Genomic DNA, 26,790 nt, shown 5'->3' with positions numbered 1-26,790 from the left:
TTCTTTTCAGGTTATAAGATGAAACGTGTTTCTCAACTAACCGCCGCCTTGATGTTATCCGGGTTGGCGCATATGGCTTTCGCCGCAGGTCAGCCTTCTCAGATGACTTTCTCCAATCTTCAGGCGCAAAAAGGCGTGGTAATCGATACACGTCCAAGTGCCTTTTATAACGGCTGGCCACAAACCGTTCATGGTGTGGGTGGGCATGAACCTGCTGCACTGAATTTGTCTGCCAGTTGGTTAGGTATGATGAACGATGAGCAACTGCAACTGTGGGCAAAGCAACACAGCATCGCACCAGACAGCCTGATTGCGCTGTATGGTCAAAGCACTGAGACAACAGCGGTAAAAGAACGCCTGGCTAAGCTGGGCTACTCGCATATCGCGCTGCTCTCCGATGCTTTGCAACAGCCTGCGCGTTTGCAGAAAATGGCGCACTTCGAGCAGCTCGTTTACCCACAGTGGCTGCATAACCTGATGCAGAACAAACCCGTTGCGGCGAAGCCCGCGGGCGAAGTTAAAATCATCGAAGCCGCCTGGGGCGCGCCTAAGCAGTATTTGCTGAGCCATATTCCGGGCGCGGATTACATCGACACCAATGAGGTGGAAAGTGAGCCGTTATGGAACAAAGTTTCTGACGACAAGCTTAAAGCGATGCTGGCAAAACACGGTATCCGCCACGACACGACCGTTGTTCTCTACGGGCGCGATGTTTATGCTGCGGCACGTGTCGCACAAATCATGCTGTATGCGGGCGTGAAAGATGTTCGCCTGCTGGATGGCGGCTGGCAGAGCTGGTCTGACGCCAAACTGCCTGTGGAACGCGGCTTACCGAGTGACGTTAAACCTGCGGCAGACTTTGGAGCGCCAATCCCGGGCCAGCCACAGCTGATGCTTGATACAGAACAGGCTCGCGGGCTGCTCGGCCGTAAAGATGCTTCTTTGGTAAGTATCCGTTCATGGCCAGAATTTATCGGCACTACCAGCGGCTATAGCTACATCAAGCCAAAAGGTGAAATTGCCGGGGCGCGATGGGGTCATGCAGGTTCAGACTCCACCCATATGGAAGATTTCCATAACCCGGACGGCACCATGCGTTCTGCTGATGACATCGCAGCAATGTGGAAAAGCTGGAACATTACGCCGGATCAGCACGTGGCGTTCTATTGCGGCACCGGCTGGCGCGCATCAGAAACCTTCATGTATGCCCGTGCGATGGGTTGGCAGAATGTGGGCGTGTACGACGGTGGCTGGTATGAGTGGAGCAGTAATCCGAAGAACCCGGTTGTGAGTGGGGAGCGGAAGCCGGAATAGGCTCCGTTTTTGCCCATATAGTAGGACGGTGATTTTCCGTTCACCTGTAAGTTATTCGCTCCCATAAATTCCAGTGCACGGTGAACGTGCCAAGGAGAGAACGCCCTCTCCTTGGCAATCCTGGCGCCCGGCAAATCAATCGCCGCTTTGCGGTAAACACCGTTTTTCACCCAACATTCGCGGTCGTTCGCGACTCGTTTATTCGGCACATCCCTGTGCCTAACCACTTCGTGGCCAACGCAAGCGTTGTTCAAAAATGTTCCTGACATTTTTGTCCGACGATCGCTCTCTCACGTGGCTCCCGGCCACGTGACCCCGACTGAAGGGTAAAAAACGGCACGATTGAAGCCGGGAACAAGGTCAAAACTGGCTCGGTGCTATCTTTTGGTTTTGACGTTGACCTTTGGTTCCGGCTTCAATCGCCTTCATTTTGACTCCAGGTGGCAGGGTCCAGCCGTCGGGAACGGCTGGAGGGCGCGATCGTCTGGAACGAATCGCAACCGACCCTGACACGGAGGCAAAATGGAGGTTTACCGCTTGCGGCGATTGATTTGCCGGACGACGGGGTCGCCAGGGGGATGTCGTTATCCCCATGGCACGTTCACCGTTCGCAGAGTTATATAGGATCGGCGATCTTTCAGGTGAACGGAAAACCACGGTTCCAAAATATTCAACAAGTTAACAGTGGACGACGCTAACGCTTACCCACCCTCCGCAACGTCTCATACCCACTCCACACCCGCGTAAACGTCGTCATCCAACACAGCGCACCAAACACCCACGCGAACCAGACAAACCACTGTGGAAACAGGCAACTCAACACAAATAATGCAATTGTCTCTGTGCCTTCGGTCAACCCGCCCAGATAGTAAAACGATTTATGCGCATAGCCTGGGTTATCAAGCTGGTGTTTTTGCGCCACTGCAGCAAAAGCAAGAAAACTACTGCCGGTGCCAATAAACGCGAACAGCAACCAGCCGCCCGCCAGCGCATTTTGTGCAGGGTCGGCAAGAATAAAACCAAAGGGCACCAGCGCGTAAAACAGAAAATCCAGGGCGATATCGAGAAAACCACCAGCATCAGTCAAGCCGCGCCGTCTCGCCAGTGCGCCATCTAATCCATCGAACAGTCGATTGAGGACGATGGCAACGAGCGCTGCGCCATACCATTGCAGTGCAAGGAAAGGTAGAGCCAGTACTCCGATGGCAAAACCAAACATCGTCAGCCCATCTGGGGTGATGACACTTTTGTCCAGTTTGGCTGCCAGGCGTTCTAGTGAAGGTTTTATGCGCGGATGAAGGTAGCTATCAAACATTCGGCTTTTTCCCTGGTTCGCTCACACATAACCCTTGCGCCGGAATATCCAGCGCGGCATTAAAGCGTGCAGATAGGTTTTGAAAAGCAATTAGCGCGGTTAATTCGGTGATGGTTTTCTCATCGTAATGCGTTTTCAGTTCGGCTTTTAGCGCATCACTGATTTGCGGAGGTGTTGCGGTCATGGCGTCAGCATAGGCCAACGCAACCTGCTCCTTGGCTGAAAACAATGTTTCTTCACGCCAGTTAGCCACCGCCAGCACTTTGTCCATCGAACCACTGCGTTCAGCCAGCCGTAAGCTATTGGCATCAATACAGAATTCACAACAGCACTGCTGGGAAACACGGGTCATCACCAGCGAGCGCACCACCGGGTCGATACCAGAGCGGCGTCTTTCAAGAAACCCAACAAACAAAGCCACCAGCCAGAATAGATAAGGAAAACGCCCCCACCAACGTGTAGGGTTCAGCACCGCACCGAAGTGCTTTTCCTGCATTGAGATAATAGGCCGCAAACTGGCAGGCAATTTTTTAAGCGGCGTCACCCATGGAGAGCTGTTTTTAATCATAATTCGGGAAGATCTTCAGATAATCTTTGGTGGCGCGTATTATGCCACGCCCATAGACAAAGAACGGATTGGTATCATGAAAACCATTGATGTTGTGGCGGCAATCATTGAGCACAACGACAAGATTCTACTCGCTCGTCGGCCGCAAGGCGGCGATCAAGCAGGTTTATGGGAGTTTCCCGGTGGCAAAGTCGATGCGGGGGAATCTCAACCTCAGGCGTTGGTGCGGGAACTGAAAGAAGAGTTAATGATTGAAGCGTTAGTGGGCGATTATATTGCCAGCCATAAGCGTGAAGTATCAGGAAGGATCGTTCATTTACATGCGTGGCATGTAAGCGAATTTAGCGGGGAGCTAACAGCACTTTGCCATAGCGAACTGGCCTGGTGTTTACCTGCCGAGGCATTTGATTATGATCTCGCCCCGGCAGATATTCCGTTACTTGAAGCGTTTATGTCTTTACGCGACGCCAAACTAAAGGGTTAGTGCTAAGCGTTTTTTCATCTCGCTGGCATTGCAGCAATACGCCTCCATCAGCTTTCACCACAGCCCCTTCAGAATAGTTTTGATCCTGATAAATGCAGCATTGGTTACAGGGTGCAGCACGCTGCCCCTGAGTGCTGAACACTTCCGGCGGCACCGAGATATCTACCTGCGGATCAAGACGCTGCGCCATCACTGGCAGAGTCGCCATCAGCGCTACGGCGGCGGCGAGCAGGCTTCTTAGTTGCATTATCACTTCCCTCTTTTTTCGCCCATTGCTTACGCGATTTTTTCTGCTCGTCAAGCGCTTTAACACCTTTGAAAGCATGATGAACCGGCTTGGTTCGAGCCTGGTGAATCAGGTCATACAGCGTTTGTACCAACGGCTGCATGAAGTCCTGATAACGGCACTGCTTCTCGCTGATTTGCGTCAGCGTTGATTCCCATTGAGCCGTCATATCCGGCCTTGCGGCCAGTTCCGGGAGCGAGTGAATTAACGCTCGTCCGGCATCCGATGAATGAATATAGCGGCCTTTTTTGACCAGAAACGTTCGCTTAAACAAAAGCTCAATGATCCCGGCGCGGGTCGCTTCAGTGCCCAGTCCATCTGTGGCGCGCAGGATCTTTTTCAGATCTTTATCCTGCACAAAACGAGCGATCCCGGTCATGGCTGAAAGCAATGTTGCGTCAGTGAAGTGGCGCGGTGGTTGGGTCTGGCGTTCATTCACCTCGCCTTTTTCACACAGCAGTTCATCACCCTTGGCCACCACCGGAAGCGGTGTACCATCGTTCTCTTCATCGCGTTCTTTGCCGCCAAGCAGCGTGCGCCAACCGGCTTCGGCGAGGAAACGCGCTTTGGCATTGAACTTGCCGCCTGCGATATCGAGATCAATGGTGCATTTGCGGAACACTGCATCGGCACAGAACTGCATTAAGTATTGTCGGGCAATCAGGTTGTAAACTTTAGCTTCATTTTCAGAGAGCGAAATTTTGGAGCTACGTGCAGTAGGAATGATTGCGTGGTGAGCATCGACTTTTTTGTCATCCCAGCAGCGGTTACGCAGGTCGGTATTCAGCGCAGGCTGCGGGAATAGATCGGGCTGATGCACACTAATCGCATTCAGTACTGCGTGACGCCCGGCAAAATGCTCATCCGGTAAGTAGCGGCTATCCGAGCGCGGATAAGTAATCAGTTTGTGGGTTTCGTAGAGTTTCTGGCAGATATCCAGCACGTTCTGCGCACTTAGCCCAAAACGCTTTGCTGCCTCGATTTGTAGACTCGAGAGCGAGAACGGCAGCGGAGCGACTTCTGATTCCCGTTTATCATTATAGGCAGTGACAATAGCTGGTTGCCCGCCGATGCGGTTGACCACATGTTCGGCTAGCGGACGATGAAGCAAGCGCCCTTCTTCATCTTGATACGGTTCGCAAGATTCGCTGGGGATCCAGGTGGCGATAAAACGCTCATCGGCAGGCGTGACGATATGCGCTTTCACTTCAAAGAAATCTTTTGCGATGAAATTCTCGATTTCTTCATCGCGACGCACCACCAGCCCAAGCACCGGCGTTTGTACGCGCCCAACCGAAAGCACGCCCTGATAACCGGCGTTGCGCCCAAGAATGGTGTAGGCGCGGGTCATGTTAATGCCGTAAAGCCAGTCGGCACGCGCACGGGCGAGTGCGGAAACACACAAGGGTATAAATTCGCTGTTCGCACGCAGACGGCTGATAGCCCGTTCAACGGCCTGCGGGTTGAGGTCGTTTATCAGGCAGCGTTGAACCTGCTGGCGCTTTGCCGGTGCCAGGTCGAGATAGTCGAGAACTTCATCCACCAGCAACTGCCCTTCGCGATCCGGGTCACCCGCATGAACCACTTCGTCAGCCTGGACGAGTAGTTTTTTGATGGCGTTGAGCTGTTTGGTGACTGATGGACGCGGCTGCAACTGCCATTTTTCCGGCACGATCGGCAGGTCGGCGAGGTTCCAGCGCGCGTATTTCGCGTCGTAAGCATCCGGCTGAGCCTGTTCCAGTAGGTGACCGATACACCAGGTCACCACTTGCCCATTCCCACACTCAATGAACCCATCGCCACGACGATGGGGTTTTGGGAGCACATCAGCAATAGCGCGAGCGAGGCTGGGTTTCTCGGCAATAAACAGACGCATCAGACTAACGAATCTCAATCATCGGGCGGCCTGCGCGGGCGGTTTTTAGCTCACCAATAGCAGTCAGTTTGATGCCATTTCTTTCGGCAACGGCGGCAACCGCGTCTTCTGCGTCGGCTTCAACAGCTAACAACAAACCGCCGGAGGTTTGCGGGTCGCAGAGTAGATCACGCTGTGCCTGGGTCATTTCGCCCATCAGATAACCGTAGCTTGCGAAGTTGCGGGAAGTACCACCAGGAACACAGCCCTGCGCGATGTAATCTTCAACATCAGGTAATTTCGGCACTTTATCAAACCACACTTCGGCCTGAACGCCTGCGCCCTGGCACATTTCGCTGAGGTGACCCAGCAGGCCAAAGCCGGTGACATCGGTCATGGCGTTAACGCCTTCAATGTCGGCAAATTCCGCACCTGGCTTGTTAAGCTGGCACATCACTTCTGCGGCAAGGCCGTAATGTTCAGGTTTGAGTAGGGATTTTTTCTCGGCAGTGGTCAACACGCCAATGCCGAGCGGCTTGGTGAGGAACAGTTTGCAGCCTGCGGTGGCGGAGCTGTTTTTCTTCACGCGGTCGGTTGGCACAATGCCGGTGACGGCAAGGCCAAAGATAGGTTCTGGTGCGTCGATAGAGTGACCGCCAGCCAAAGAAATACCGGCTTGTTGGCAAACAAAACGCCCGCCTTCGATCACTTTGCGGGCAATTTCAGGTGCAAGAGTGTTAATCGGCCAGCCGAGAATAGCGATAGCCATAATCGGTTTGCCGCCCATCGCGTATATGTCGCTAATCGCGTTGGTGGCAGCAATGCGCCCAAAGTCGAACGGATCGTCGACGATCGGCATAAAGAAGTCGGTGGTGCTGATGACACAAGTGCCGTTGCCCAGATCGTAAACCGCAGCGTCATCACTGGTTTCGTTTCCGACCAGCAAGTTAGGGTCGACAAATTTAGCCTGCTCGGAATGCAGAATAGTTTGCAGGACTTTCGGGGAAATTTTGCAGCCGCAACCAGCTCCGTGGCTGTACTGCGTCAAACGAACGGTTTGCTCACTCATGGACTACTCCTGTCATTGGCAATGCCACTATGGTAACTCTTACGCCTGGGAGTAGTAAGTATCAGTGTCTGAATTGGGCCATTGCTGGTCACAATCCAGACAGCTTTTGCGTGATTGCTTAGAATCTGTGCACAAATGGCGTGGTGTCTGGCACGCTGACGGTGGTAGACGCTTTAAGCTGCGGCGTTCCCAGATAAAGGAAACCCACTACTTCATCTTGCTCACGGCACTTGAGCGCGTCGCGCACGGCTTCACTTTCAGTCCAGATGCCAGTACGCCAGATGCCGTTATAGCCCTGCGCAACCGCAGCCATCTGCATTGCCATTACCGCACAACCGGCAGAAACAACCTGTTCCCAGACCGGAACCTTATGATTGTCATCACAATGCGCAACGACCGCTATAATCATAGGAGCACGGAACGGAGCGGTACGGGCTTTTTCGATACCCTTTTCGTCTTGCTCTTCAGCAATAGCAGCTTCTTCCATGACCTTACTGAAACGCTCACGGCCTTCGCCTTCAATGACAATGAAGCGCCATGGTTGCAAGGTTCCATGATCAGGTGCGCGCATACCTGCACGAATGATATTTTCCAGCGTTTCACCTGCTGGAGCAGGTTCCGCCAGGCGGGAAGCGCTGCGACGGTTAAGAAGTAGTTCAAGTGCATCCATTTGATAACTCCTGCAATGAAATTTAGCGCCGAAATTAACACAGCCGTAGATTTTGTTACAGCGCGGGGCAGATTTCCTACTGACTTTTGCCCTGGGGGTATTTAGGATAGCGGTCACTTAAGCTGTTATATGCAGCTTGCCAGATATTACGGAGAATACATGCGCACCATTGGGCGATTTGTTGCCGGTTTTTTTAAGTGGACCTGGCGTCTGCTTAACTTTATTCGAGAATTTATTCTCAACCTATTTTTAGTGTTACTGGTTCTGGTTGGCGTAGGGATCTGGATGCAGATTAACAGCGCGCCAGCAGAACCTGCACGCGGTGCGTTGTTGCTGGATATCACCGGCGTGGTGGTCGATAAGCCTTCTGTCAGCAATAAACTGGGCGTGATTGGCCGCCAGTTGCTGGGTGCCAGTTCAGACCGCCTGCAGGAAAACTCGCTGTTTGATGTGGTCGATACCATTCGCCAGGCGAAAGATGACCGCAATATCACCGGGATTGTGCTGGACCTGAAAGAGTTTGCCGGTGGCGATCAGCCTTCTATGCAATATATCGGCAAAGCACTGCGTGAATTCCGTGACAGTGGTAAACCGGTTTATGCCGTGGGCGATAGCTACAACCAGGGGCAATATTACCTGGCAAGTTTTGCCAATAAAATTTGGCTCTCACCGCAAGGCGTGGTGGATCTTCACGGCTTTGCCACCAACTCGCTCTATTACAAAACGCTGCTCGATAAGCTGAAAGTCTCCACGCATATCTTCCGCGTCGGCACCTACAAGTCTGCCGTGGAACCGTTTATTCGTGATGATATGTCACCTGCTGCGCGTGAAGCGGATAGCCGCTGGATTGGCGAGCTGTGGCAAAACTACCTCACCACCATTGCAGCTAACCGCCAGATTACGGCGCAGGAAGTGTTCCCGGGTGCGCAGGGTCTGCTTGATAACCTGCAAAAACTGGGGGGCGATACCGCGAAATATGCCCTGGATAACAAACTGGTTGATGAACTTGCCAGCAGCGCCACCATCGATAAAGCCATGGTGAAACAATTTGGTTGGAACAAAGAAAACAAAGATTTCAGCTACACCAGTATGTATGACTATGTAGTGAAAAAACCGGCTGATACCGGCGATGCGGTTGCTGTCATTATCGCCAATGGCGCAATTATGGATGGCGAAGAAACGCCAGGCCAGGTTGGTGGTGACACCACGGCAATGCAAATCCGCGAGGCGCGCCTTGACCCGAAAGTGAAATCGATTGTTCTGCGCGTAAACAGCCCAGGCGGCAGCGTCTCCGCATCAGAAGTGATTCGTGATGAGCTGGAAGCGGCACGCGCGGCGGGTAAGCCAATTGTGGTTTCAATGGGCGGTATGGCGGCTTCCGGCGGTTACTGGATTTCAACTCCAGCCAATTACATCGTGGCAAGCCCGAATACGTTAACCGGATCAATTGGCATCTTTGGCGTCATCAATACCGTTGAAAACAGCCTCGATTCGATTGGTGTTCATACTGATGGAGTGGCGACTTCACCATTAGCCGATGTTGCGGTGACCAAATCACTGCCACCGGAAGTTCAACAGATGATGCAGTTGACCATCGAGAACGGTTATAAGCGCTTTGTGAACCTGGTTGCAGATTCCCGCAAGAAAACGCCGGAGCAAATTGATGCAATCGCTCAGGGGCATGTCTGGACAGGTCAGGATGCAAAAGCAAACGGCCTGGTAGACAGCCTGGGTGATTTCGATGATGCCGTAGCGAAAGCCGCTGAGCTTGCAAAACTTAAAAATTGGCACCTGGTTTTCTGGCAGGATGAGCCAAGCGTGCTTGATATGGTATTCAACAGCGTGAGCGGTTCGGTACGTGCCATGCTGCCACAAGCATTACAGGCATATTTGCCAGCACCGTTGGCGGATGCGGCTTTGGCGGTAAAAGCGCAAAACGATAAGTTTGGCACGATGAATGACCCGCAAAACCGATACGCCTTCTGCCTCACCTGTGGTGACGTACGATAATCTAAATCCAGTCCGGTATTTACCGGGCTGATTTTTTTGCCCCATCCCACTATACTGCGGCCAATCACGCCAACTCTCTGAGTTTATTCATGCAAAAAAAATCCATTTACGTTGCCTATACTGGCGGTACTATCGGTATGCAGCGTTCAGAGCACGGTTACATTCCTGTTTCCGGCCATTTACAACGCCAGTTGGCTTTGATGCCAGAATTCCATCGCCAGGAAATGCCTGATTTCACGATTCACGAATATCAGCCACTGATGGACTCCTCCGACATGACGCCAGAAGACTGGCAGCACATTGCTGATGACATTAAAGCCAATTACGACAAGTACGACGGTTTTGTGATTCTGCATGGCACCGACACCATGGCGTTTACCGCCTCGGCGCTCTCCTTCATGCTGGAAAACCTCAGCAAGCCGGTGATTGTGACTGGTTCGCAAATTCCCCTGGCTGAACTTCGTTCTGATGGGCAGATTAACCTGCTTAACTCTTTGTACATCGCTGCCAATTTCCCAATTAACGAAGTCACTCTATTCTTCAATAACCGTTTGTATCGCGGTAACCGCACCACCAAGGCGCATGCCGACGGTTTTGATGCCTTTGCCTCACCCAATCTGGCACCGTTGCTTGAAGCGGGTATCCACATTCGCCGCCTGAATACGCCAGCCGCGCCACACAGCGAAGGCGAGTTAATTGTTCACCCGATTACCCCACAGCCGATTGGTGTGGTGACGATTTACCCAGGGATTTCAGCAGACGTTGTCGGCAATTTTTTACGCCAGCCGGTAAAAGCGCTGATCCTGCGTTCTTATGGTGTGGGTAATGCTCCGCAGCACGGCGCATTCCTCAGAGAGTTACAAGAAGCCTGTTCACGCGGCATTATCGTTGTAAACCTGACGCAATGTATGTCCGGTAAAGTCAATATGGGTGGCTACGCAACGGGTAACGCACTGGCTCAGGCAGGTGTGGTTAGCGGCTATGATATGACTGTAGAAGCTACGTTGACTAAGCTTCACTATTTGCTCAGCCAGAATCTGGGTGTGCAGGCCATTCGCGAGGCCATGACGCGCAACTTGCGTGGTGAACTCACCCCAGACGAGTAAGGAGACACCATGAAACGTGCTTTGTTGATGGTTGATATACAGAATGATTTTTGTGCCGGTGGTGCCCTTGCTGTCCCTGACGGGGATAGCATCGTAGATGTAGCAAATGCGCTGATTAGCTTTTGCAAAGCGAAGGGGGATGCCGTAGTTGCATCCCAGGACTGGCATCCATTCAATCACGGGAGCTTTGCCAGTATTCAGCGAACCGAGCCTTATTCACAAGGGAAGCTTGAGGGACTCAGGCAAACCTGGTGGCCGGATCACTGTGTGCAAAATAGCGAAGGTGCACAGCTCCATCCGTTGCTAAATACGCATGAGATAGACGCTGTTTTTCAGAAAGGTGAAAACCCACTGATTGATAGTTACAGCGCATTTTTCGATAACGGCCATCGCCAGAAAACGCAGCTTGATGACTGGCTATATCGCAATGAAATTAAACAGCTCGTAGTGATTGGTCTGGCGACAGATTATTGCGTGAAATTCACAGTCCTTGATGCGCTGGCGCTCGGTTATGAAGTCACGGTGGTGACCGATGGCTGCCGTGCGGTAAATTTGCATCCTCAGGATGGCCTGCGCGCGTTCCAGGATATGTCTGCGGCTGGTGCAACTTTGATGACGCTGGGTGATTTTACTTACTAAATTTTATTGCTCTGCCTCCCCTGGGCGCGAAAGCGCCCTCCTTTCTTTATTCGATTCCGCTCTCATTCTGAACTTTTATTACTCGCTCATTTTTGAGAGCGCTCTCATAATGAATTTGTTTATTAATGCAGCATGTTAGCTGTGTTTTTTTACCTGTCGCCCCGCTGGGTTGCGTCAGGCTTTTAATCGATATTGCTCGTCAAAGAGGAACTACCCTATGGTCTTCACGCGTAAACTGCTGCCCTTGCTGGCAGTAATACAAATCGCTTGTGCCGGTGTGGCTCAAGCAAGCTCTTACCTCTCCGTCGGTTATTTCAATGGTGGCGGTGATGTTACTGCCGGGCCTGGTGGCGATGTCAATAAACTCGATGTGCGCCAGATAACCCACCTCAACTACTCATTTGGCCTGATTTACAACGATGAGAAAGACGAAACCAACGCGGCACTGAAAGACGCATCAAAACTGCATCAAATTTGGCTCTCGCCAAAAGTCATCTCAGACCTTGAAAAGATCCCTACGCTGCGTAAACAGAATCCCTCCTTAAAAGTTTTGCTTTCTGTAGGGGGTTGGGGTGCTCGTGGTTTCTCAGGCGCTGCGGCAACACCTGAAAACCGCGCGGTGTTTATCCGTTCAGCACAAGACGTTATTGCCAAATACGGGCTGGATGGTATCGATCTGGACTGGGAATATCCGGTCAACGGTGCGTGGGGCCTGGTAGCCAGCATGCCGGAAGATCGCGCTAACTTCACTTCGTTGCTCAATGAGTTACGTACTGCGCTGGGCAAACAAAAATTACTGACCATTGCAGTGGCTGCAAACGTGAAAGGCCCGACCGAATGGGTCGATATGAAAGCCATTGCGCCAGCGCTTGATTACATCAACCTGATGGCCTACGACATGGCGTACGGCACTCAGTATTTCAACTCGAATCTTTATGACTCGAAAGCCTGGCCAACAGTTGCGAAAGCGGATAAGTACAGCGCTGATTATGTGGTGAGTAACTACATTGCTGCGGGCATGAAACCGGCGCAGCTAAATCTGGGTATTGGTTTCTATGGCCGCGTACCTAAGCGCGCAGTGGAGCCAGGCATTGACTGGGATAAACCAGACGCAGCTAAAAACCCGGTCACCCAACCCTACTTTGGCGCACCCGAAAAAACCGTGTTTACATCGTTTGGGCTGGATCTGTCGAAAGACACTTATCTGAAATACAACGATATTGTGAGCAAAATGCTCAACGATCCGCAAAAACGTTTTACTGAGCACTGGGATAACGACGCGCAAGTGCCTTATCTGACAATGAAATCGGCCGAGGGCAAAGATCTGTTTGCTATCTCGTATGAGAACCCACGTTCAGTGGCTGCCAAAGCGGAGTACATCAAAGCTAAAGGATTGGGTGGCGCGATGTTCTGGGAGTATGGCGCAGATGACAATAATCAGTTGGCAAAAGAGTTAGCCAAAGATTTGGGCATTAAAACGGAGCATTAATTTTCAAAATCAAACTGGGCGGCAACTGTGCCACCCAGTTTTTTGAGTTTACAGCTTCACCGTCATAATCGGCGCAGGCTCAATGCCGAACTCAGCTTTAAGCTGCTGCTTACTCTTCATCACGATGTTGCCATCAGTGCCGATGGTCATATGCTGCGGGTCAGTGTTATGACGCGTCTGCCACATCATCACTAATTGCAAACTGTTCTCTTTTTGATCGGGCGTCAATGCCACACCGTCTGGCCATTTTCCCAGCTCAACGGCGGTCACCAGACGTTGATAAACTTCCGGTGTCATTGCTTCTAACATCTCGTCCAGGTTCATCATGCGGCAAGTTCCTGTGGAATAATTTGCTGAATCGATTTTTCAACCTTCGATTTGCTCACCGTTTTGGTCGTCGGTGAAGTTTAATGAGGCTGAATTCACGCAGTAACGCTCACCGGTTGGCTGCGGGCCATCCGGGAAAACATGGCCTAAGTGGGCTTCACATTTGCCGCAGCGGATTTCAATCCGCTCCATACCATGTGAGAAGTCCTTGATGTAGTTAATAGCGCTGTCGCTTACTGGTTCATAGAAGCTAGGCCAGCCGCAGCCTGAGTCATACTTAGACTCTGACATAAACAACGGTGCGTCGCAGACCAGGCAGTGATACACCCCATCCCGTTTGTTATGCAGCAGACGCCCGGAAAACGGTGGCTCAGTGCCATGCTTCTGGGTGACATAAAACTGCATCTCAGAAAGGTTTTTTTTCGATAAATCAGGAGGTAATTGGTTAGCCATATGCGTACATCTCGGGCAGTGGGAACTGTAACTGATAACAGCATGATTCTAACAAAAAATTAACAACACCGTGCTGTTTTTTGTTCTAAACTTAGCCCTGAATTTCTGGCGCAGCGTCAATTGTGATCGCCGTCACATTCTTGTTGGAATGGTCCTTTAAAATTCCTCGCATCGTCCCCATTTGGATAAAGAGCCAAAAGGGAAGCGCGAGGCGGTTCAGTCGTTCAAATGATGTCCATAGGATTGATTTGTCGCAATGATTGACACGATTCCGCTTGACGCTGAGTAAGGTTTTTGTAATTTTACAGGCAACCTTTTATTCACTAACAAATAGCTGGTGGAATATATGACTATCAAAGTAGGTATCAACGGTTTTGGCCGTATCGGCCGTATTGTTTTCCGTGCTGCTCAGGAACGTTCTGACATCGAGATCGTTGCAATCAACGACCTGTTAGACGCTGAATACATGGCTTACATGCTGAAGTACGACTCAACTCACGGTCGTTTCAACGGCACTGTAGAAGTCAAAGACGGCCACCTGGTTGTTAACGGCAAAACTATCCGTGTTACCGCAGAACGTGACCCGGCTAACCTGAAGTGGAACGAAGTCAACGTAGACGTTGTTGCTGAAGCAACTGGTCTGTTCCTGACTGACGAAACTGCTCGTAAGCACATCACTGCTGGCGCTAAAAAGGTTGTTCTGACTGGTCCTTCTAAAGACAGCACTCCTATGTTCGTTAAAGGTGCTAACTTCGAGAAATATGCTGGCCAGGATATCGTTTCTAACGCATCTTGCACCACTAACTGCCTGGCTCCACTGGCTAAAGTTATCAACGACAACTTCGGTATCGTTGAAGGCCTGATGACCACTGTTCACGCAACTACCGCTACTCAGAAAACTGTTGATGGCCCGTCTCACAAAGACTGGCGCGGCGGCCGCGGCGCAGCTCAGAACATCATCCCTTCTTCTACCGGTGCTGCTAAAGCTGTAGGCGTTGTACTGCCAGAGCTGAACGGCAAAATCACTGGTATGGCGTTCCGCGTTCCAACTCCAAACGTGTCTGTAGTTGACCTGACCGTTCGTCTGGAAAAAGCTGCGTCTTACGAAGAAATCAAGAAAGCAATCAAAGCGGCTTCTGAAGGCCCAATGAAAGGCGTTCTGGGTTACACCGAAGACGACGTTGTATCTACTGATTTCAACGGCGAAATCTGTACTTCTGTGTTCGATGCTAAAGCTGGTATCGCACTGAACGACCACTTTGTGAAACTGGTTTCCTGGTACGACAACGAAACTGGCTACTCAAACAAAGTACTGGATCTGATCGCTCACATCTCCAAATAAGTTGAGATGAGCTATTAGTCCTGAAGGCGACCCATGCGGTCGCCTTTTTTTTGCCTTCGATTGATAGGTGAGTCAATGATTAACAAAATTTTTGCCCTTCCAGTAGTTGAACAAATCACTCCTTCTATTTCCCGCCGTCAAATTGATGAGCTGGAAGTTATCGTGGTTGAACATCCACAAGCTCGTGGTGCTGTGACTTTGCAAGGCGCACACCTGTTGTCATGGAAACCAGCAGGTGAAGAAGAAGTGCTTTGGCTTAGCGGCAATACACCGTTCAAACACGGCACCGCTATTCGTGGCGGCGTGCCAATCTGCTGGCCATGGTTTGGCCCTGGTGCACAAGCAGACCTGCCAGCACATGGTTTTGCCCGCAACCTGCCATGGACTCTGACTGCGCATAACGAAGATGAAAGTGGCGTTGCCCTGACCTTCGAATTGCAAAGCAGCGATGCGACTCGCAAATACTGGCCACATGACTTTACCCTGTATGCTCGTTACAAACTGGGTAAAACCTGTGAGATGGAACTGGAAGCGCACGGCGAGTTCGAAGTTAACTCCGCTCTGCATACTTATTTCAACGTTGGCGATATTGCTGATGTGAAAGTGAGTGGTCTGGGTAAAAAATATATCGATAAAGTGCTTAACGCTTCTGAAGGTCAGTTAACCGACGGCGTGCAGACCTTCCCGGATCGCACAGACCGTGTTTATCTGGAACCAGAAGAGTGCAGCGTCATTCATGATGCGAGCCTGAACCGCACCATCGACGTTGTTCACCACCACCACGTCAATGTGGTTGGCTGGAACCCAGGCCCGGCACTGTCTACTTCAATGGCAGATATGCCAGATGATGGTTACAAGACTTTTGTGTGTGTTGAAACCGCATGTGCAAGCGCAACGCAGAAAGCGACCGCTGATAAACCAGCTCGTTTAGCGACAACTATTCGTGTAGCGAAAAAAGCTTAAACCATATCTAAAGGCGTTTTGCGGCCCGGTGCCGGGAACGCCTTTTCCATCAGTGCTATTTCTTCCTGACTCAAGGCAATTTCGAGTGCCGCCGCATTTTCTTTCACATGCGCCACACTCCCCGCTTTCGGAATGGCCATCACACCATCATGGTGAATGACCCACGCCAGTAATAGCTGCGCGACGCTCACACCCTTACGGTTTGCCAACTCATTGAGCGCCGGATGGTTCATCAACCCACTACGCAAACGTCCAGCTTGAGCTAACGGGCAATAAGCCATAACAGGCATATGTTGTTGCTGGCACCATGGCAATAAATCATGTTCAATCCCACGAGATGCAAGGTGATAAAGCACCTGGTTGGTAGCACAACCACGCCCACCAGACGTACTCCATAACTCCTGCATATCTACATAGTCGAGATTCGAAACACCCCAGCGGCGAATTTTGCCTTGCTCAATCAGTTGCTGCATAACACTGACCGTATCCTGCAGGGGGATCTCACCACGCCAGTGCAGTAAATAGAGGTCGAGATAATCTGTTTTTAGCCGTTTCAGGCTCGCCTCGCAGGCGGCAATTGCCTGCTGCCCCGACGCATTCCATGGGTACACTTTTGAAACGAGGAAAACGTCATCGCGTCTGCCGCTAATAGCTTCACCCACCACTTTTTCCGCCTCGCCATCAGCATACATTTCAGCGGTGTCAATAAGCGTTAAGCCGAGATCAAGGCCCGTTTGGAGCGCACGCACTTCATCCGCACGTTGCGAGGTGTTTTCACCCATATACCAGGTACCCTGCCCGATACCAGGCAAAGGTTTTGATGCAGAAAAAGAAATTTGATTCGCCATGACAACTCTCCTTAAATCATTGCACCACCATAATGAAAACGGGGCGCAAGCGCCCCGTTGAAGTGCATGAGTTGCACCATCAGAAACTGTAGGTCACGCCAGTCAGCAATACCCCAGTCCACTGCTTATCGATCATTGGGCTGTCAGTAACTTCGTCTGCCAGACGAACATAGCGACCCATACCGAATACATTCCAGCTGTCTGTCAGCTTGTAATTCACTGACAGCTCAACATACGGTGACCAACTGCTTTCAGCTTCGTAAGAACTCAGGCCACTGCGGCTGGACTCTTTCTTGCTGACACCATAGTAGTAATCGTTCTGGTTATCGCTACTCCACTGCACACCGATACCTGGTGTCAGAGTCAATCTGTCGCTGTTGTAGCGATATAACCATGCGGTATCCCAGGCGATGCCATTACTGTTGTCCAGGGTATCACCTGCAAGCACGGTACGCAGGAAACCATAATCGGTGTAATGCACATAAGAAAGGCCAGCCATCAGCGTCGCGTGGCGATTGTCCAACTGACGCATACTTTTTGAATCACTGTCTTTCGCACGGAAGAAGAGCGGTGAATAATACGCAGTCACAGACAATTTATCGGTCTTGTCATTCCACAGGTAGTAACCCGCATTTAAACCACGTAAGTAAAAACTATCACCTTCGTAACCCACCATCGGAACTGGATACACACGATCCTGATCGCCTTTATATGGATTTGGGGTAACGAGGGCTGCAGCGCCTAAAGACCATGGGCCGTCAGCGGCATGCACAACAGAAAAAGATGAGGCAAGCAATGCCCCTAATGTCAGAATTTTGAATTTGCTCACAATCCATTAAGTCCTTTAATCAAATAATCAGCGGTAAGAGTGTAACCTCCGAAGCTCCTCACCCCAAATTTTTTACTCAAATTAAACCTAAAAGCAACTTATCAACATCTCGCATACAGGTTTCACCTTCTTTTCATTTTTATGAACGACATATGAACGCCGTAGCTTCCTTTAACAACAAAAGGAGAAATAAATGGATGAGTTATTGATATGTCATTGAAATTGGCTTGTGGCCGTATGCAAGTTTTGCAAATGCCATCTACGCTTTATTTTAGGAAGATGAAATACGCTGAACGCAGCAATAAAACTGCCACTAACGAAGTTGGCATAAGGGTTGCTCAAGATTCAGGAGACGTCTTCCGGGAGCCCCCATTACTATTACCTTCGGCTCTCTAACCTGTGCTAAAAACGAAAGGACGGCATGCCATGAATATATTCGATCACTATCGCCAGCGTTATGAAGCTGCCAAGGACGAAGAGTTCACACTGCAGGAGTTTCTTGCTGTATGTAAGCAAGATCGCAGTGCCTATGCTAACGCGGCAGAAAGGCTATTGATGGCCATTGGTGAGCCAGTGATGGTGGATACTGCCACTGAGCCACGGCTATCCCGTCTCTTTTCGAACCGTGTGATTTCCCGATATCCGGCGTTTGAAGAGTTCTATGGCATGGAAGAAGCCATCGAGCAGATTGTTGCCTATCTCAAACACGCAGCCCAAGGGCTGGAAGAGAAGAAACAGATACTCTATTTACTCGGGCCGGTCGGTGGTGGTAAGTCCTCACTCGCTGAACGTCTGAAAGCATTGATGCAGCGTGTGCCGATTTACACATTGAGTGCCAATGGCGAACGCAGCCCGGTGAATGACCACCCGCTGTGTCTGTTCAATCCGCAAGAAGATGCCTCTATTCTGGAAAAAGAGTACGGCGTCCCAAACCGCTATCTCGGCACGATTATGTCACCGTGGGCGGCAAAACGTCTGCATGAGTTTGGTGGCGACATCACCAAATTCCGCGTGGTAAAAGTCTGGCCGTCGATTCTGGCGCAAATTGCCATCGCCAAAACCGAACCGGGTGACGAAAACAACCAGGATATTTCGGCGCTGGTCGGTAAAGTGGATATCCGTAAACTGGAAAACCACGCGCAAAACGATCCTGATGCTTATGGTTATTCCGGTGCATTGTGCCGCGCAAACCAGGGCATCATGGAATTCGTGGAGATGTTCAAAGCCCCAATTAAAGTGCTCCACCCGTTGCTGACTGCAACTCAGGAGGGGAACTATAACGGGACTGAAGGTATCTCCGCCCTGCCGTTTAACGGCATTATTCTGGCGCACTCCAACGAATCTGAGTGGGTGACGTTCCGTAATAACAAAAACAATGAGGCGTTCCTTGACCGTGTTTACATCGTCAAAGTGCCTTATTGCCTGCGGATTTCCGAAGAGATCAAAATCTACGAGAAACTGCTGACTCACTCTGAATTGATGCACGCGCCATGTGCCCCTGGCACGCTGGAAACACTGTCGCGCTTCTCAATTCTGTCGCGCCTGAAAGAGCCAGAAAACTCCAGTATTTACTCCAAAATGCGGGTGTATGACGGCGAGAGTTTGAAAGATACCGACCCGAAAGCGAAATCCTACCAGGAGTATCGTGATTACGCCGGTGTAGACGAAGGCATGAACGGGCTGTCGACACGTTTTGCGTTCAAAATCCTCTCCCGCGTGTTCAACTTTGACCACGTGGAAGTAGCTGCCAACCCGGTACACCTGTTCTACGTCCTGGAGCAGCAGATAGAGCGCGAGCAGTTCCCGCAGGATATTGCAGAGAAATATCTTGAGCACTTGAAAGGCTATCTGATCCCTAAATACGCTGAATTTATCGGTAAAGAGATTCAGACGGCGTACCTCGAATCTTACTCAGAGTACGGGCAAAACATTTTCGACCGTTATGTAACCTACGCTGACTTCTGGATTCAGGATCAGGAGTACCGCGACCCGGATACCGGCCAGTTGTTTGACCGTGAATCCCTGAACGCGGAACTGGAAAAAATTGAAAAACCGGCTGGCATCAGCAACCCGAAAGATTTCCGTAATGAGATCGTTAACTTCGTGCTGCGTGCTCGCGCCAACAATAATGGTCGTAACCCTAACTGGACCAGCTACGAGAAACTGCGCACGGTTATCGAGAAGAAAATGTTCTCGAACACCGAAGAGCTGCTGCCCGTTATCTCGTTCAATGCCAAAACCTCGACCGACGAGCAGAAGAAACACGATGACTTTGTCGATCGTATGATGGAGAAAGGCTATACCCGCAAACAAGTCCGTCTGCTGTGCGAATGGTATCTGCGGGTGCGCAAATCTTCATAACGTCTAAGTCAAAATGGGTGCCACAACCGTGGCACCCCTGCGCAGTTGGCAAAGAAGTTTGGGGGAAATATGGCCTATTTTATTGACAGGCGACTGAACGGAAAAAATAAAAGCGCGGTAAATCGCCAGCGTTTTTTACGCCGTTATAAAGCACAGATTAAACAGTCGATTTCCGAGGCCATCAACAAGCGTTCGGTAACCGACGTGGACAGCGGCGAATCCGTCTCTATCCCAAGTGAAGATATTAGCGAACCGATGTTTCATCAGGGGCGTGGTGGACTGCGCCATCGTGTTCACCCAGGTAACGATCACTTTGTACAGAACGACCGTATCGAGCGCCCGCAAGGTGGTGGTGGCGGTTCAGGGGGTGGCCAGGGCCAGGCAAGTCAGGATGGTGAAGGCCAGGATGAGTTCGTCTTTCAAATCTCTAAAGATGAATATCTCGACTTATTGTTTGAAGACCTGGCATTGCCGAATCTGAAGAAGAATCAGCATCGCCAGATAACCGAGTTTAAATCACACCGTGCGGGTTATACATCGAATGGCGTACCGGCGAATATCAGCGTTGTTCGTTCATTGCAAAACTCACTGGCACGCCGCACTGCAATGACTGCCGGTAAACGGCGTCAGTTACACGAACTTGAAGACAGTCTTGAAACGGTGAGCAACAGCGAACCCGCCCAGTTGCTTGAAGAAGAACGCTTGCGCAAAGAGATTGCCGAACTGCGCGAGAAAATAGCCCGTGTGCCGTTTATCGATACCTTCGATTTACGCTACAAAAACTACGAAAAACGCCCTGAGCCTTCAAGCCAGGCGGTAATGTTCTGTTTGATGGACGTTTCCGGTTCGATGGATCAGGCCACCAAAGATATGGCAAAACGCTTTTATATTTTGCTCTATCTGTTCCTGAGTCGAACCTATAAAAACGTGGAAGTGGTTTATATTCGCCACCACACCCAGGCCAAAGAGGTCGATGAGCACGAGTTCTTTTACTCGCAGGAAACGGGGGGTACGATTGTCTCAAGCGCCCTGAAACTGATGGATGAAGTCATGAAGGAGCGCTACGACCCGGCACTGTGGAATATTTACGCCGCACAAGCTTCTGATGGTGATAACTGGGCTGATGATTCGCCGTTGTGTCATGAATTACTGGCGAAGAAATTACTGCCAATGGTGCGTTATTACAGTTACATCGAAATTACGCGCCGCGCCCACCAAACCTTGTGGCGCGAATATGAGGATTTACAATCTACGTTTGATAACTTCGCGATGCAGCATATTCGCGACCAGGATGATATCTACCCTGTGTTCCGTGAGCTTTTCCAAAAACAGGCGAGTAAAAGTTACAACTAACCCCAAAATCAGCCAGCCTGATACTGGCTGATTTTCTTTATATCCCTCAAATAAAGTCATTTGATTTTTTATATTCCTCAGCAAAGATATAACCTGCGAAAAATCTGCAATATCAATAAACATCATGCATTTGCACAAAAGCACAGGGAATAACTTAAAAAGGCTGACGCCATAACCCTCCTGCGCGTAAAGTGGTTAATAACAATAAAAATAGTTTTCTCTTATTATATTTCGCAAGGAACAAAAATGATTTTCGATCCCACGTTATTAATCCTGCTGGCTCTCGCCGGGCTTGGGTTTGTCAGCCATAACACCACCGTTGCTGTATCAATTCTGGTACTGATTATTGTCCGCGTCACGCCTTTAAGTCATTTTTTCCCGTGGATTGAAAAGCAGGGTCTGACTGTGGGGATAATTATTCTGACTATCGGTGTGATGGCCCCGATTGCCAGTGGCACTCTGCCCGCCAGTACCCTTTTGCACTCTTTCACCAACTGGAAATCGCTGGTTGCTATCGCTGTGGGTGTATTTGTTTCATGGCTTGGCGGACGTGGCGTTACGCTCATGAGTAGCCAGCCGAGTTTAGTGGCGGGCCTATTAGTAGGCACTGTTCTTGGCGTAGCTCTATTCCGCGGTGTACCTGTAGGGCCGCTTATCGCAGCCGGACTGGTTTCACTAATCATCGGGAAACAGTAACAGCGCTACTGTGGTTCCAGTGATGCAAGGTAACGCCCTGGCGTGTTGCCAAGCGCTTTCTTAAACATGGTGATGAAGGCGTTGGTCGAGTCATACCCGAGTTCGCTCGCCACCTGTTGCACAGACGAACCACTAATTAATAACCTCAGCGCGATGATTAATTGCAGCTGTTGCCGCCAGCGCCGAAAACTAAGCCCTGTCTCTTTCACCACCAGGCGGGCCAGATTGCGCTCACTCATCGCCAGTTGTGAAGCCCATTGTTGCAGAGTCTGACGCTGCTGCGGATGCTGCGCCAGTTGGTCAGCGATAAAGCGAATCTTCGGATGCCCTGACATCGGTAAATGCAGTGGCTCTACCGCCTGGCGCGGCAATTCATCAAACAACACCTGCACCAGTCTTTGAGTTGTGGGCTGCGATAAATCACCTTCATGTTGTTCAGTCAGATGCAGGATAAGCTCGCGGACCAACGGTGAAATTCTCAGTGTGCAGCATTGAGCGGGCATCTCTACCGCCCCCGGTTCAATAAACAGAAAACACAGGCGTGCATTAGCCGTAGCCCGGTTACTGTGAGGCATTTCTCCGGGGATCCAGACCGCATGCTGAGTTGGCACCATCCACAGCGCCTGTTCAACTTCGCAGGTAATCCCACCGTGCAAAGCCAGAATCAATTGCCCTTTTCTATGCTGATGGAAGGCAATTTCGTTCTCACTTTCTGACACCAGGATACGAAATGCCTGCGCAGGATGGCAATTGCTATCAGGGTCGAAACCTTCGAGGGCTAAACCGCGCTCCATAACCTTGTCCGAATTTAGGGATAAACTGGCATTTTACGTTGATTCCATCCATTCCTAAAGCGTGTATCTTGAGCGCTTCGTATTAAGGGATATTTCTATGACGTCAATTTCTTCCACAAGCGTGAAAAAACACGGCTTGTTGCTGCTCGGCATTTTAATGATTGCCACAACCCTTCGCGTTACGTTTACCGGTGCAGCACCATTGCTGGATATGATTCGCGATACTTTTGGGCTGACTACGGCACAAACGGGCATTCTTACCACTCTCCCGCTATTAGCGTTTGCGATAGTTTCTCCACTAGCTGCAGGTATTGCCCGCCGCTTCGGTATTGAACGCAGCCTGTTTGCTGCCATGGTGATTATCTGCGGGGGGATAGCACTTCGTTCTGCAGGAAATACTGCACTGTTATATATCGGTACCGCTGTTATTGGCTGCGGGATTGCGATGGGTAATGTGCTATTACCCGGCCTGATTAAGCGTGATTTTCCAGGCCAGGTCGCACGCCTGACTGGCGCGTATTCTCTGACCATGGGCGTTGCGGCGGCGATTGGCTCAATGATGGTGGTCCCGATCGCACAGCATGGTTACGGCTGGCCCGGTGCACTAATGGCGTTAATGATTTTCCCAATAGTCGCTTTGCTTATCTGGCTGCCACAGCTATCGAACCACACCAAAGCTGCGTTGAGTTCAAGTAACGCTCTCCATAGCCGTGGGATCTGGACATCCGCGCTGGCGTGGCAGGTCACGCTTTTCCTGGGTATTAACTCGCTAATTTATTATGTCGTGATTGGCTGGTTGCCTTCGATACTTATCAGCCACGGTTATAGCGAAGCGCAAGCCGGTTCACTCCACGGGCTGATGCAACTGGCGACCGCCGCACCGGGTCTGCTGATTGGTTTGATGCTAAGCCGCCTGAAAGATCAACGAGGGATCGCGATCCTGATGGCTTTGCTGTGTGCGGCCAGCGCCATCGGCTTACTGTTTATGCCAGCTCTTGCCAGCCTCTGGGTGGTGTTATTTGGTTTTGGCACGGGTGCGACGATGATCCTCGGCCTGACGTTTATCGGGTTGCGTGCTAACAGTGCGCACCAGGCGGCAGCGCTGTCTGGCATGGCACAATGCGTCGGTTATTTACTGGCGGCGTTCGGCCCGCCAGTCATGGGGAAAGTCCACGATATTACTGGCCAGTGGAGCCTGCCGTTACTTGGCTGCGCGGTGCTGGCATGCGTGATGGCGATATTCGGTAGCCTCGCCGGGCGTGATGCGGAGATCAGCCCAGCTCGTTCTCATCACTCTTCCTGACTAACGCTGCGCCGCTATGAGCAACGCCTCAACCAGCGGCGCAGGTTTGTCCTTCAGGGCGTTACGCTCATGCTGGAAAAGCGTTGCGACGAAAAAGGGATGCCCGCTTAACTCAACGACACGAATATCACCTTGTCCATCCCACCCAGTAGCATGTAGTTGAGACTGATTCAGCTGTTCGGCAAAATTTTCGGCTATCCCATAATTACAATGGTAGCCTTCCTCAATTCTCCCCCTGCCATACGCTTTAGCAATTATTGAGTTGGCTTCGAGTTCTATAACGTCGGATTTCTCCACCAGCGAGCAGATGAGTGGCGCAATAACCAGTCGACCCTGGCTTTCAGTTTCCGCATGACCAGCATCTTCCCAGCCCATTACGTTCCGTGCGTACTCGATAATTGCGTGCTGGAACCCACCGCAGGTTCCCAGGAATGGAATCTGGTTCTCTCGGGCAAAACGAATTGCCAAAAAAGCACCCTCCTCATTCTGATAAGGACTGGCTGGAACACACCAGATAGCGTCATACCCTATCAGGTCTTCCGGACTTGTGACTTCTGGAGTTGGCAACCAATCGTAGTCAACAGTGACGCCAACATATTCAGCAGCATTATCTAAAGCAAGAGGAATAGCCTGATGTGCAATGACCGACGGGTTATAGTCACCAACCAGCGCAACGCGAAGGGTTTGTTTCAAAGGTAATGGAGGCATTTAATTGATTATCCTTATGTTTAACAGCATCTACTACATAAGGAATGATAGAGTATGCCATTACCTTTTTCCCTGCAACGCCCAAAATTAGCAGGGTGGCGTAAGCACAACATACTGTAGTAACGTGCTCTGTCTCTCACTTCCGCGTGATGTAATGAAAACAAAAATACTGGTCAGTGCCTGCCTGATGGGCTTTAAAATTCGCTATAACGGTCAAGATAAGCCGCTGATTGCAGAGGTGTTAGCTCGCTGGCAGCAAGAGCAACGTCTGGTCGTTCATTGTCCTGAATTAGCCGCGGGGCTTGCAACGCCGCGACTCCCGGCAGAGTTGGTTGGCGGCGGCGGGCAGGAAGCACTAAAAGGCATGGCAACCATTCTGGAAAGTGATGGGACGGACGTTAGCCAGCACTATTTATTAGCCGCATGGCTTGCGTTAAAAACCGCACAAGATTCCGGGTGCCAGCTGGCTTTAATGACGGATGGCAGCCCTACCTGTGGCAGTCAGAAAATTTATGATGGTTCTTTTCAGGGGGTAACGCAGCCTGGAATGGGCGTTGCAGCCGCATTGTTGCGACAGCACGGTATCGAAGTTTATGCGGAAACTGAACTCGTCGAACTGATTGCCAGAGTCGACGAGCTAGATAAGGCTAACGGCTGATAGTCGTGAATGAAGGCAATAGTTGCGAGTAGCTCACCTCCTCTGCCTTCATACTCTTTAATAAACCACCTGCGCTTCATCAACCTCAGGCAATAATGTCTTATCCAGTGGCATCAAATATTCGCCGCGAACAAAGGTATAACCTTCGCGACCATCAAATGCCACGACATTGCCCGTGACCAGCCACAGCGGATAATTCGCATCATGTGGGAGTTGTGTCACAACACCGGTTACTGGGTTCAAAAAGCTTTCACCCGGCTCACACAGCCCAAAAAGCTCGACTGATTTGCCCACATTCACACGCCCGGCGGCCGTACGGGAACCGATGATTATTGCCAGCATTCCCGGTTTTAACTGAAACATAAAGTAACTCTGTAGCTCATTAAATAATTGGCTATATCAGAACATTCTTAGGCGAAAATGTAAACAGGGTGGTGATGAGTGGTAATGCGAGGAACACGGCAAGTAGGGTTGCCGCTCGTACGTTACGCCACTTTATATAGTTTGCGTAACGTACGTAAAAAACTAGCCTGCGTGTTTTATTTTATTTATCGCGGCTTTGCACCCAGAACGCATGAATCAGGCCAGGGATGTAACCCAGTAGCGTTAGTACAATATTCAAAAGAAATGCCCAACCGAACCCTTTACCCAGCAAGACACCAAGCGGTGGTAAAATAATCGTAAAAACAATACGCCAAAAGCCCATAAAAAAACTCCAGTTATTAATGCATGCGAAGCTGAAATAAGTATATTTCACTGGAAGCATAGTCTACCTGGTGTAAACCTACTGAGGGTGCAGCGTTATTTAATGTAAATAATTGAGTAACCACAGAAGATATATGGCATTGATAATAAGGAAAAAAGGTGGGATTCAGGAAATTCAGACAACAAAAAACCCGCACCAGGCGGGTTTATTCACTTCGACTTAACGGCTCGGGTTATTCACCGTCTTCGCATGCGTCAGTCTTAGTATGCGTTAGCAGTCTTACAGAGCAACAACGTTAGTTGCTGATGGACCTTTAGCGCCGTTCTCAACAGAGAACTCAACTTTCTGGCCTTCGTCCAGAGTTTTGAAATCATTGCTCTGAATGGCAGAGAAGTGAACGAACACATCTTTGCTACCATTGTCAGGAGTGATGAAGCCGAAACCTTTTTCTGGGTTAAACCATTTTACTAAACCAGTCATTTTAGACATAGATACTTCCTCGATATTTTATAGCCATTTAATATGGCGAACGTGGTCTGTATTGCAGAACGTTTCTTATTTAGGCACTTAGGAGGAGACTCACGAAGAAGGGTATCTGATGACTTGATAGCGCTTGAACTGAGGACTGCTTTACTAAAACTGCT

At 50.4% G+C, this 26,790-nt stretch carries 28 protein-coding genes; 13 read left to right on the top strand and 15 right to left on the bottom strand.

The features are described from left to right. The first annotated feature begins 18 nt into the window (after positions 1 to 18). The gene (locus LVQ76_RS11095; protein ID WP_232921630.1) at positions 19 to 1,314 is read left to right on the top strand and encodes a rhodanese-like domain-containing protein; all 1,296 of its coding nucleotides are present in this window, start codon (positions 19 to 21) and stop codon (positions 1,312 to 1,314) included. A gap of 694 nt (positions 1,315 to 2,008) precedes the next feature. Here the strand turns inward: LVQ76_RS11095 and LVQ76_RS11090 are convergent. Continuing rightward, complete coding sequence (locus LVQ76_RS11090) at positions 2,009 to 2,629, bottom strand: CDP-alcohol phosphatidyltransferase family protein (protein WP_232921629.1); 621 nt, start codon at positions 2,627 to 2,629, stop codon at positions 2,009 to 2,011. Further along, positions 2,622 to 3,197, bottom strand: coding sequence for a carboxymuconolactone decarboxylase family protein (locus LVQ76_RS11085; protein ID WP_232921628.1), 576 nt, complete (start codon positions 3,195 to 3,197; stop codon positions 2,622 to 2,624). The genes LVQ76_RS11090 and LVQ76_RS11085 overlap by 8 nt, the downstream gene beginning before the upstream one ends. Positions 3,198 to 3,273: 76 nt before the next feature. Here LVQ76_RS11085 and LVQ76_RS11080 point away from each other — a divergent pair, with 76 nt between their 5' ends. Beyond that, positions 3,274 to 3,681 carry a pyrimidine (deoxy)nucleoside triphosphate diphosphatase gene (locus LVQ76_RS11080; protein ID WP_232865490.1) on the top strand — a complete coding sequence of 136 codons (408 nt, stop codon included), beginning with the start codon at positions 3,274 to 3,276 and terminating at the stop codon, positions 3,679 to 3,681. Here LVQ76_RS11080 and LVQ76_RS11075 read toward each other — a convergent pair. The 4 genes from LVQ76_RS11075 to LVQ76_RS11060 all read right to left on the bottom strand — a co-directional run bounded on the left by LVQ76_RS11075 (position 3,647) and on the right by LVQ76_RS11060 (position 7,561). Then, complete coding sequence (locus tag LVQ76_RS11075) at positions 3,647 to 3,889, bottom strand: YnjH family protein (protein ID WP_370639857.1); 243 nt, start codon at positions 3,887 to 3,889, stop codon at positions 3,647 to 3,649. The two genes, LVQ76_RS11080 and LVQ76_RS11075, sit on opposite strands and share 35 nt — an antisense overlap. Continuing rightward, entirely contained in the window at positions 3,855 to 5,843 is a 1,989-nt protein-coding gene (locus LVQ76_RS11070) for a DNA topoisomerase III (protein ID WP_232921724.1), read from the bottom strand. Before LVQ76_RS11070 ends, LVQ76_RS11075 begins: the two co-directional genes overlap by 35 nt. Positions 5,844 to 5,847: 4 nt before the next feature. Beyond that, entirely contained in the window at positions 5,848 to 6,891 is a 1,044-nt protein-coding gene (gene selD, locus LVQ76_RS11065; protein ID WP_232921627.1) for a selenide, water dikinase SelD, read from the bottom strand. 118 nt (positions 6,892 to 7,009) lie between these two features. Continuing rightward, the gene (locus tag LVQ76_RS11060) at positions 7,010 to 7,561 is read right to left on the bottom strand and encodes an NAD(P)H nitroreductase (RefSeq protein WP_232921626.1); all 552 of its coding nucleotides are present in this window, start codon (positions 7,559 to 7,561) and stop codon (positions 7,010 to 7,012) included. A gap of 159 nt (positions 7,562 to 7,720) precedes the next feature. On the opposite strand from LVQ76_RS11060, the gene sppA reads away from it, so the two are divergent. The 4 genes from sppA (at position 7,721) to chiD (ending at position 12,805) form a co-directional block, all read left to right on the top strand. Continuing rightward, positions 7,721 to 9,571 (top strand): signal peptide peptidase SppA, encoded by a 1,851-nt coding sequence (gene sppA, locus LVQ76_RS11055; protein WP_232921625.1) that lies wholly within the window; start codon positions 7,721 to 7,723, stop codon positions 9,569 to 9,571. An 89-nt stretch (positions 9,572 to 9,660) separates the two neighbouring features. Then, positions 9,661 to 10,677, top strand: a complete 1,017-nt coding sequence (gene ansA, locus LVQ76_RS11050) for an asparaginase (RefSeq protein ID WP_232865494.1) — start codon at positions 9,661 to 9,663, stop codon at positions 10,675 to 10,677. Between the two features lie 9 nt (positions 10,678 to 10,686). Further along, a complete protein-coding gene (gene pncA, locus LVQ76_RS11045; RefSeq protein ID WP_232921624.1) occupies positions 10,687 to 11,316 on the top strand; it encodes a bifunctional nicotinamidase/pyrazinamidase in 630 nt (209 codons plus the stop codon). Positions 11,317 to 11,533: 217 nt separating this feature from the next. After that, the gene (gene chiD / locus LVQ76_RS11040) at positions 11,534 to 12,805 is read left to right on the top strand and encodes a chitinase ChiD (protein ID WP_232921623.1); all 1,272 of its coding nucleotides are present in this window, start codon (positions 11,534 to 11,536) and stop codon (positions 12,803 to 12,805) included. 48 nt (positions 12,806 to 12,853) lie between these two features. Here chiD and LVQ76_RS11035 read toward each other — a convergent pair whose 3' ends face one another. Then, complete coding sequence (locus LVQ76_RS11035) at positions 12,854 to 13,129, bottom strand: YeaC family protein (RefSeq protein ID WP_122974001.1); 276 nt, start codon at positions 13,127 to 13,129, stop codon at positions 12,854 to 12,856. 42 nt (positions 13,130 to 13,171) lie between these two features. Beyond that, on the bottom strand, positions 13,172 to 13,585 hold the full coding sequence (gene msrB, locus LVQ76_RS11030) for a peptide-methionine (R)-S-oxide reductase MsrB (RefSeq protein ID WP_232921622.1): 414 nt from the start codon (positions 13,583 to 13,585) through the stop codon (positions 13,172 to 13,174). A 346-nt stretch (positions 13,586 to 13,931) separates the two neighbouring features. Between msrB and gapA the strand changes: the two genes are divergently transcribed. Both gapA and LVQ76_RS11020 read left to right on the top strand, forming a co-directional pair. Then, the gene (gapA, locus tag LVQ76_RS11025; protein WP_064518118.1) at positions 13,932 to 14,927 is read left to right on the top strand and encodes a glyceraldehyde-3-phosphate dehydrogenase; all 996 of its coding nucleotides are present in this window, start codon (positions 13,932 to 13,934) and stop codon (positions 14,925 to 14,927) included. 75 nt (positions 14,928 to 15,002) lie between these two features. Then, the gene (locus LVQ76_RS11020) at positions 15,003 to 15,890 is read left to right on the top strand and encodes a D-hexose-6-phosphate mutarotase (protein ID WP_232865497.1); all 888 of its coding nucleotides are present in this window, start codon (positions 15,003 to 15,005) and stop codon (positions 15,888 to 15,890) included. Here LVQ76_RS11020 and LVQ76_RS11015 read toward each other — a convergent pair. Together LVQ76_RS11015 and LVQ76_RS11010 are read right to left on the bottom strand one after the other, a co-directional pair. Beyond that, on the bottom strand, positions 15,887 to 16,738 hold the full coding sequence (locus LVQ76_RS11015; RefSeq protein WP_232903843.1) for an aldo/keto reductase: 852 nt from the start codon (positions 16,736 to 16,738) through the stop codon (positions 15,887 to 15,889). The genes LVQ76_RS11020 and LVQ76_RS11015 overlap by 4 nt on opposite strands. Before the next feature lie 79 nt (positions 16,739 to 16,817). After that, positions 16,818 to 17,567: a MipA/OmpV family protein gene (locus LVQ76_RS11010; RefSeq protein WP_232921621.1), complete on the bottom strand. Its 750-nt coding sequence runs from the start codon at positions 17,565 to 17,567 to the stop codon at positions 16,818 to 16,820. A gap of 426 nt (positions 17,568 to 17,993) precedes the next feature. On the opposite strand from LVQ76_RS11010, the gene yeaG reads away from it, so the two are divergent. From yeaG to LVQ76_RS10995, 3 genes are all read left to right on the top strand, one after another. Beyond that, the gene (yeaG, locus tag LVQ76_RS11005) at positions 17,994 to 19,928 is read left to right on the top strand and encodes a protein kinase YeaG (protein WP_232865500.1); all 1,935 of its coding nucleotides are present in this window, start codon (positions 17,994 to 17,996) and stop codon (positions 19,926 to 19,928) included. 69 nt (positions 19,929 to 19,997) lie between these two features. After that, positions 19,998 to 21,281, top strand: coding sequence for a YeaH/YhbH family protein (locus LVQ76_RS11000; RefSeq protein ID WP_064518108.1), 1,284 nt, complete (start codon positions 19,998 to 20,000; stop codon positions 21,279 to 21,281). A gap of 249 nt (positions 21,282 to 21,530) precedes the next feature. After that, positions 21,531 to 21,977: a DUF441 domain-containing protein gene (locus LVQ76_RS10995; RefSeq protein WP_232921723.1), complete on the top strand. Its 447-nt coding sequence runs from the start codon at positions 21,531 to 21,533 to the stop codon at positions 21,975 to 21,977. Between the two features lie 5 nt (positions 21,978 to 21,982). Here the strand turns inward: LVQ76_RS10995 and LVQ76_RS10990 are convergent, their stop codons facing one another. Beyond that, the gene (locus tag LVQ76_RS10990) at positions 21,983 to 22,771 is read right to left on the bottom strand and encodes an AraC family transcriptional regulator (RefSeq protein ID WP_232865501.1); all 789 of its coding nucleotides are present in this window, start codon (positions 22,769 to 22,771) and stop codon (positions 21,983 to 21,985) included. 97 nt (positions 22,772 to 22,868) lie between these two features. Here LVQ76_RS10990 and LVQ76_RS10985 point away from each other — a divergent pair, with 97 nt between their 5' ends. Beyond that, a complete protein-coding gene (locus LVQ76_RS10985; RefSeq protein ID WP_232921620.1) occupies positions 22,869 to 24,074 on the top strand; it encodes a CynX/NimT family MFS transporter in 1,206 nt (401 codons plus the stop codon). On the opposite strand, the gene LVQ76_RS10980 is transcribed toward LVQ76_RS10985, so the two are convergent. Beyond that, positions 24,075 to 24,782, bottom strand: a complete 708-nt coding sequence (locus LVQ76_RS10980) for a CTP synthase C-terminal region-related (seleno)protein (protein ID WP_232921619.1) — start codon at positions 24,780 to 24,782, stop codon at positions 24,075 to 24,077. A gap of 154 nt (positions 24,783 to 24,936) precedes the next feature. Here LVQ76_RS10980 and LVQ76_RS10975 point away from each other — a divergent pair, with 154 nt between their 5' ends. Beyond that, complete coding sequence (locus LVQ76_RS10975) at positions 24,937 to 25,440, top strand: 2-thiouracil desulfurase family protein (RefSeq protein ID WP_232865504.1); 504 nt, start codon at positions 24,937 to 24,939, stop codon at positions 25,438 to 25,440. 57 nt (positions 25,441 to 25,497) lie between these two features. Here LVQ76_RS10975 and LVQ76_RS10970 read toward each other — a convergent pair whose 3' ends face one another. From LVQ76_RS10970 to cspE, 3 genes are all read right to left on the bottom strand, one after another. Then, complete coding sequence (locus LVQ76_RS10970; protein WP_232865505.1) at positions 25,498 to 25,803, bottom strand: hypothetical protein; 306 nt, start codon at positions 25,801 to 25,803, stop codon at positions 25,498 to 25,500. Positions 25,804 to 25,984: 181 nt separating this feature from the next. After that, a complete protein-coding gene (locus LVQ76_RS10965; RefSeq protein WP_064518094.1) occupies positions 25,985 to 26,146 on the bottom strand; it encodes a YqaE/Pmp3 family membrane protein in 162 nt (53 codons plus the stop codon). Between the two features lie 279 nt (positions 26,147 to 26,425). Further along, positions 26,426 to 26,635: a transcription antiterminator/RNA stability regulator CspE gene (cspE, locus tag LVQ76_RS10960; protein ID WP_034456078.1), complete on the bottom strand. Its 210-nt coding sequence runs from the start codon at positions 26,633 to 26,635 to the stop codon at positions 26,426 to 26,428. Between the last annotated feature and the right edge of the window lie 155 nt (positions 26,636 to 26,790).

It is taken from the genome of Buttiauxella cochleicola, assembly GCF_021283185.1.
GTDB classification, from domain to species: domain Bacteria; phylum Pseudomonadota; class Gammaproteobacteria; order Enterobacterales; family Enterobacteriaceae; genus Buttiauxella; species Buttiauxella massiliensis.
Note: the sequence above shows the minus strand (reverse complement) of the source record. Positions and strands in the feature narration are given on the sequence as shown.

Bases quoted from the DNA above. Each gene is read 5' to 3' on its own strand.
- yeaG (WP_232865500.1), top strand. From the start codon at position 17,994: ATGAATATATTCGATCACTATCGCCAGCGTTATGAAGCTGCCAAGGAC.
- LVQ76_RS11020 (WP_232865497.1), top strand. From the start codon at position 15,003: ATGATTAACAAAATTTTTGCCCTTCCAGTAGTTGAACAAATCACTCCT.
- LVQ76_RS11035 (WP_122974001.1), bottom strand. From the start codon at position 13,129: ATGAACCTGGACGAGATGTTAGAAGCAATGACACCGGAAGTTTATCAA.
- LVQ76_RS11090 (WP_232921629.1), bottom strand. From the start codon at position 2,629: ATGTTTGATAGCTACCTTCATCCGCGCATAAAACCTTCACTAGAACGC.
- chiD (WP_232921623.1), top strand. From the start codon at position 11,534: ATGGTCTTCACGCGTAAACTGCTGCCCTTGCTGGCAGTAATACAAATC.
- cspE (WP_034456078.1), bottom strand. From the start codon at position 26,635: ATGTCTAAAATGACTGGTTTAGTAAAATGGTTTAACCCAGAAAAAGGT.
- selD (WP_232921627.1), bottom strand. From the start codon at position 6,891: ATGAGTGAGCAAACCGTTCGTTTGACGCAGTACAGCCACGGAGCTGGT.
- LVQ76_RS11085 (WP_232921628.1), bottom strand. From the start codon at position 3,197: ATGATTAAAAACAGCTCTCCATGGGTGACGCCGCTTAAAAAATTGCCT.
- LVQ76_RS10975 (WP_232865504.1), top strand. From the start codon at position 24,937: ATGAAAACAAAAATACTGGTCAGTGCCTGCCTGATGGGCTTTAAAATT.
- pncA (WP_232921624.1), top strand. From the start codon at position 10,687: ATGAAACGTGCTTTGTTGATGGTTGATATACAGAATGATTTTTGTGCC.
- LVQ76_RS10965 (WP_064518094.1), bottom strand. From the start codon at position 26,146: ATGGGCTTTTGGCGTATTGTTTTTACGATTATTTTACCACCGCTTGGT.
- gapA (WP_064518118.1), top strand. From the start codon at position 13,932: ATGACTATCAAAGTAGGTATCAACGGTTTTGGCCGTATCGGCCGTATT.
- LVQ76_RS11070 (WP_232921724.1), bottom strand. From the start codon at position 5,843: ATGCGTCTGTTTATTGCCGAGAAACCCAGCCTCGCTCGCGCTATTGCT.
- ansA (WP_232865494.1), top strand. From the start codon at position 9,661: ATGCAAAAAAAATCCATTTACGTTGCCTATACTGGCGGTACTATCGGT.
- LVQ76_RS11095 (WP_232921630.1), top strand. From the start codon at position 19: ATGAAACGTGTTTCTCAACTAACCGCCGCCTTGATGTTATCCGGGTTG.
- LVQ76_RS11080 (WP_232865490.1), top strand. From the start codon at position 3,274: ATGAAAACCATTGATGTTGTGGCGGCAATCATTGAGCACAACGACAAG.
- LVQ76_RS11060 (WP_232921626.1), bottom strand. From the start codon at position 7,561: ATGGATGCACTTGAACTACTTCTTAACCGTCGCAGCGCTTCCCGCCTG.
- LVQ76_RS11000 (WP_064518108.1), top strand. From the start codon at position 19,998: ATGGCCTATTTTATTGACAGGCGACTGAACGGAAAAAATAAAAGCGCG.
- LVQ76_RS10985 (WP_232921620.1), top strand. From the start codon at position 22,869: ATGACGTCAATTTCTTCCACAAGCGTGAAAAAACACGGCTTGTTGCTG.
- LVQ76_RS10990 (WP_232865501.1), bottom strand. From the start codon at position 22,771: ATGGAGCGCGGTTTAGCCCTCGAAGGTTTCGACCCTGATAGCAATTGC.
- LVQ76_RS11075 (WP_370639857.1), bottom strand. From the start codon at position 3,889: ATGGCGACTCTGCCAGTGATGGCGCAGCGTCTTGATCCGCAGGTAGAT.
- LVQ76_RS10980 (WP_232921619.1), bottom strand. From the start codon at position 24,782: ATGCCTCCATTACCTTTGAAACAAACCCTTCGCGTTGCGCTGGTTGGT.
- sppA (WP_232921625.1), top strand. From the start codon at position 7,721: ATGCGCACCATTGGGCGATTTGTTGCCGGTTTTTTTAAGTGGACCTGG.
- LVQ76_RS10970 (WP_232865505.1), bottom strand. From the start codon at position 25,803: ATGTTTCAGTTAAAACCGGGAATGCTGGCAATAATCATCGGTTCCCGT.
- LVQ76_RS11015 (WP_232903843.1), bottom strand. From the start codon at position 16,738: ATGGCGAATCAAATTTCTTTTTCTGCATCAAAACCTTTGCCTGGTATC.
- msrB (WP_232921622.1), bottom strand. From the start codon at position 13,585: ATGGCTAACCAATTACCTCCTGATTTATCGAAAAAAAACCTTTCTGAG.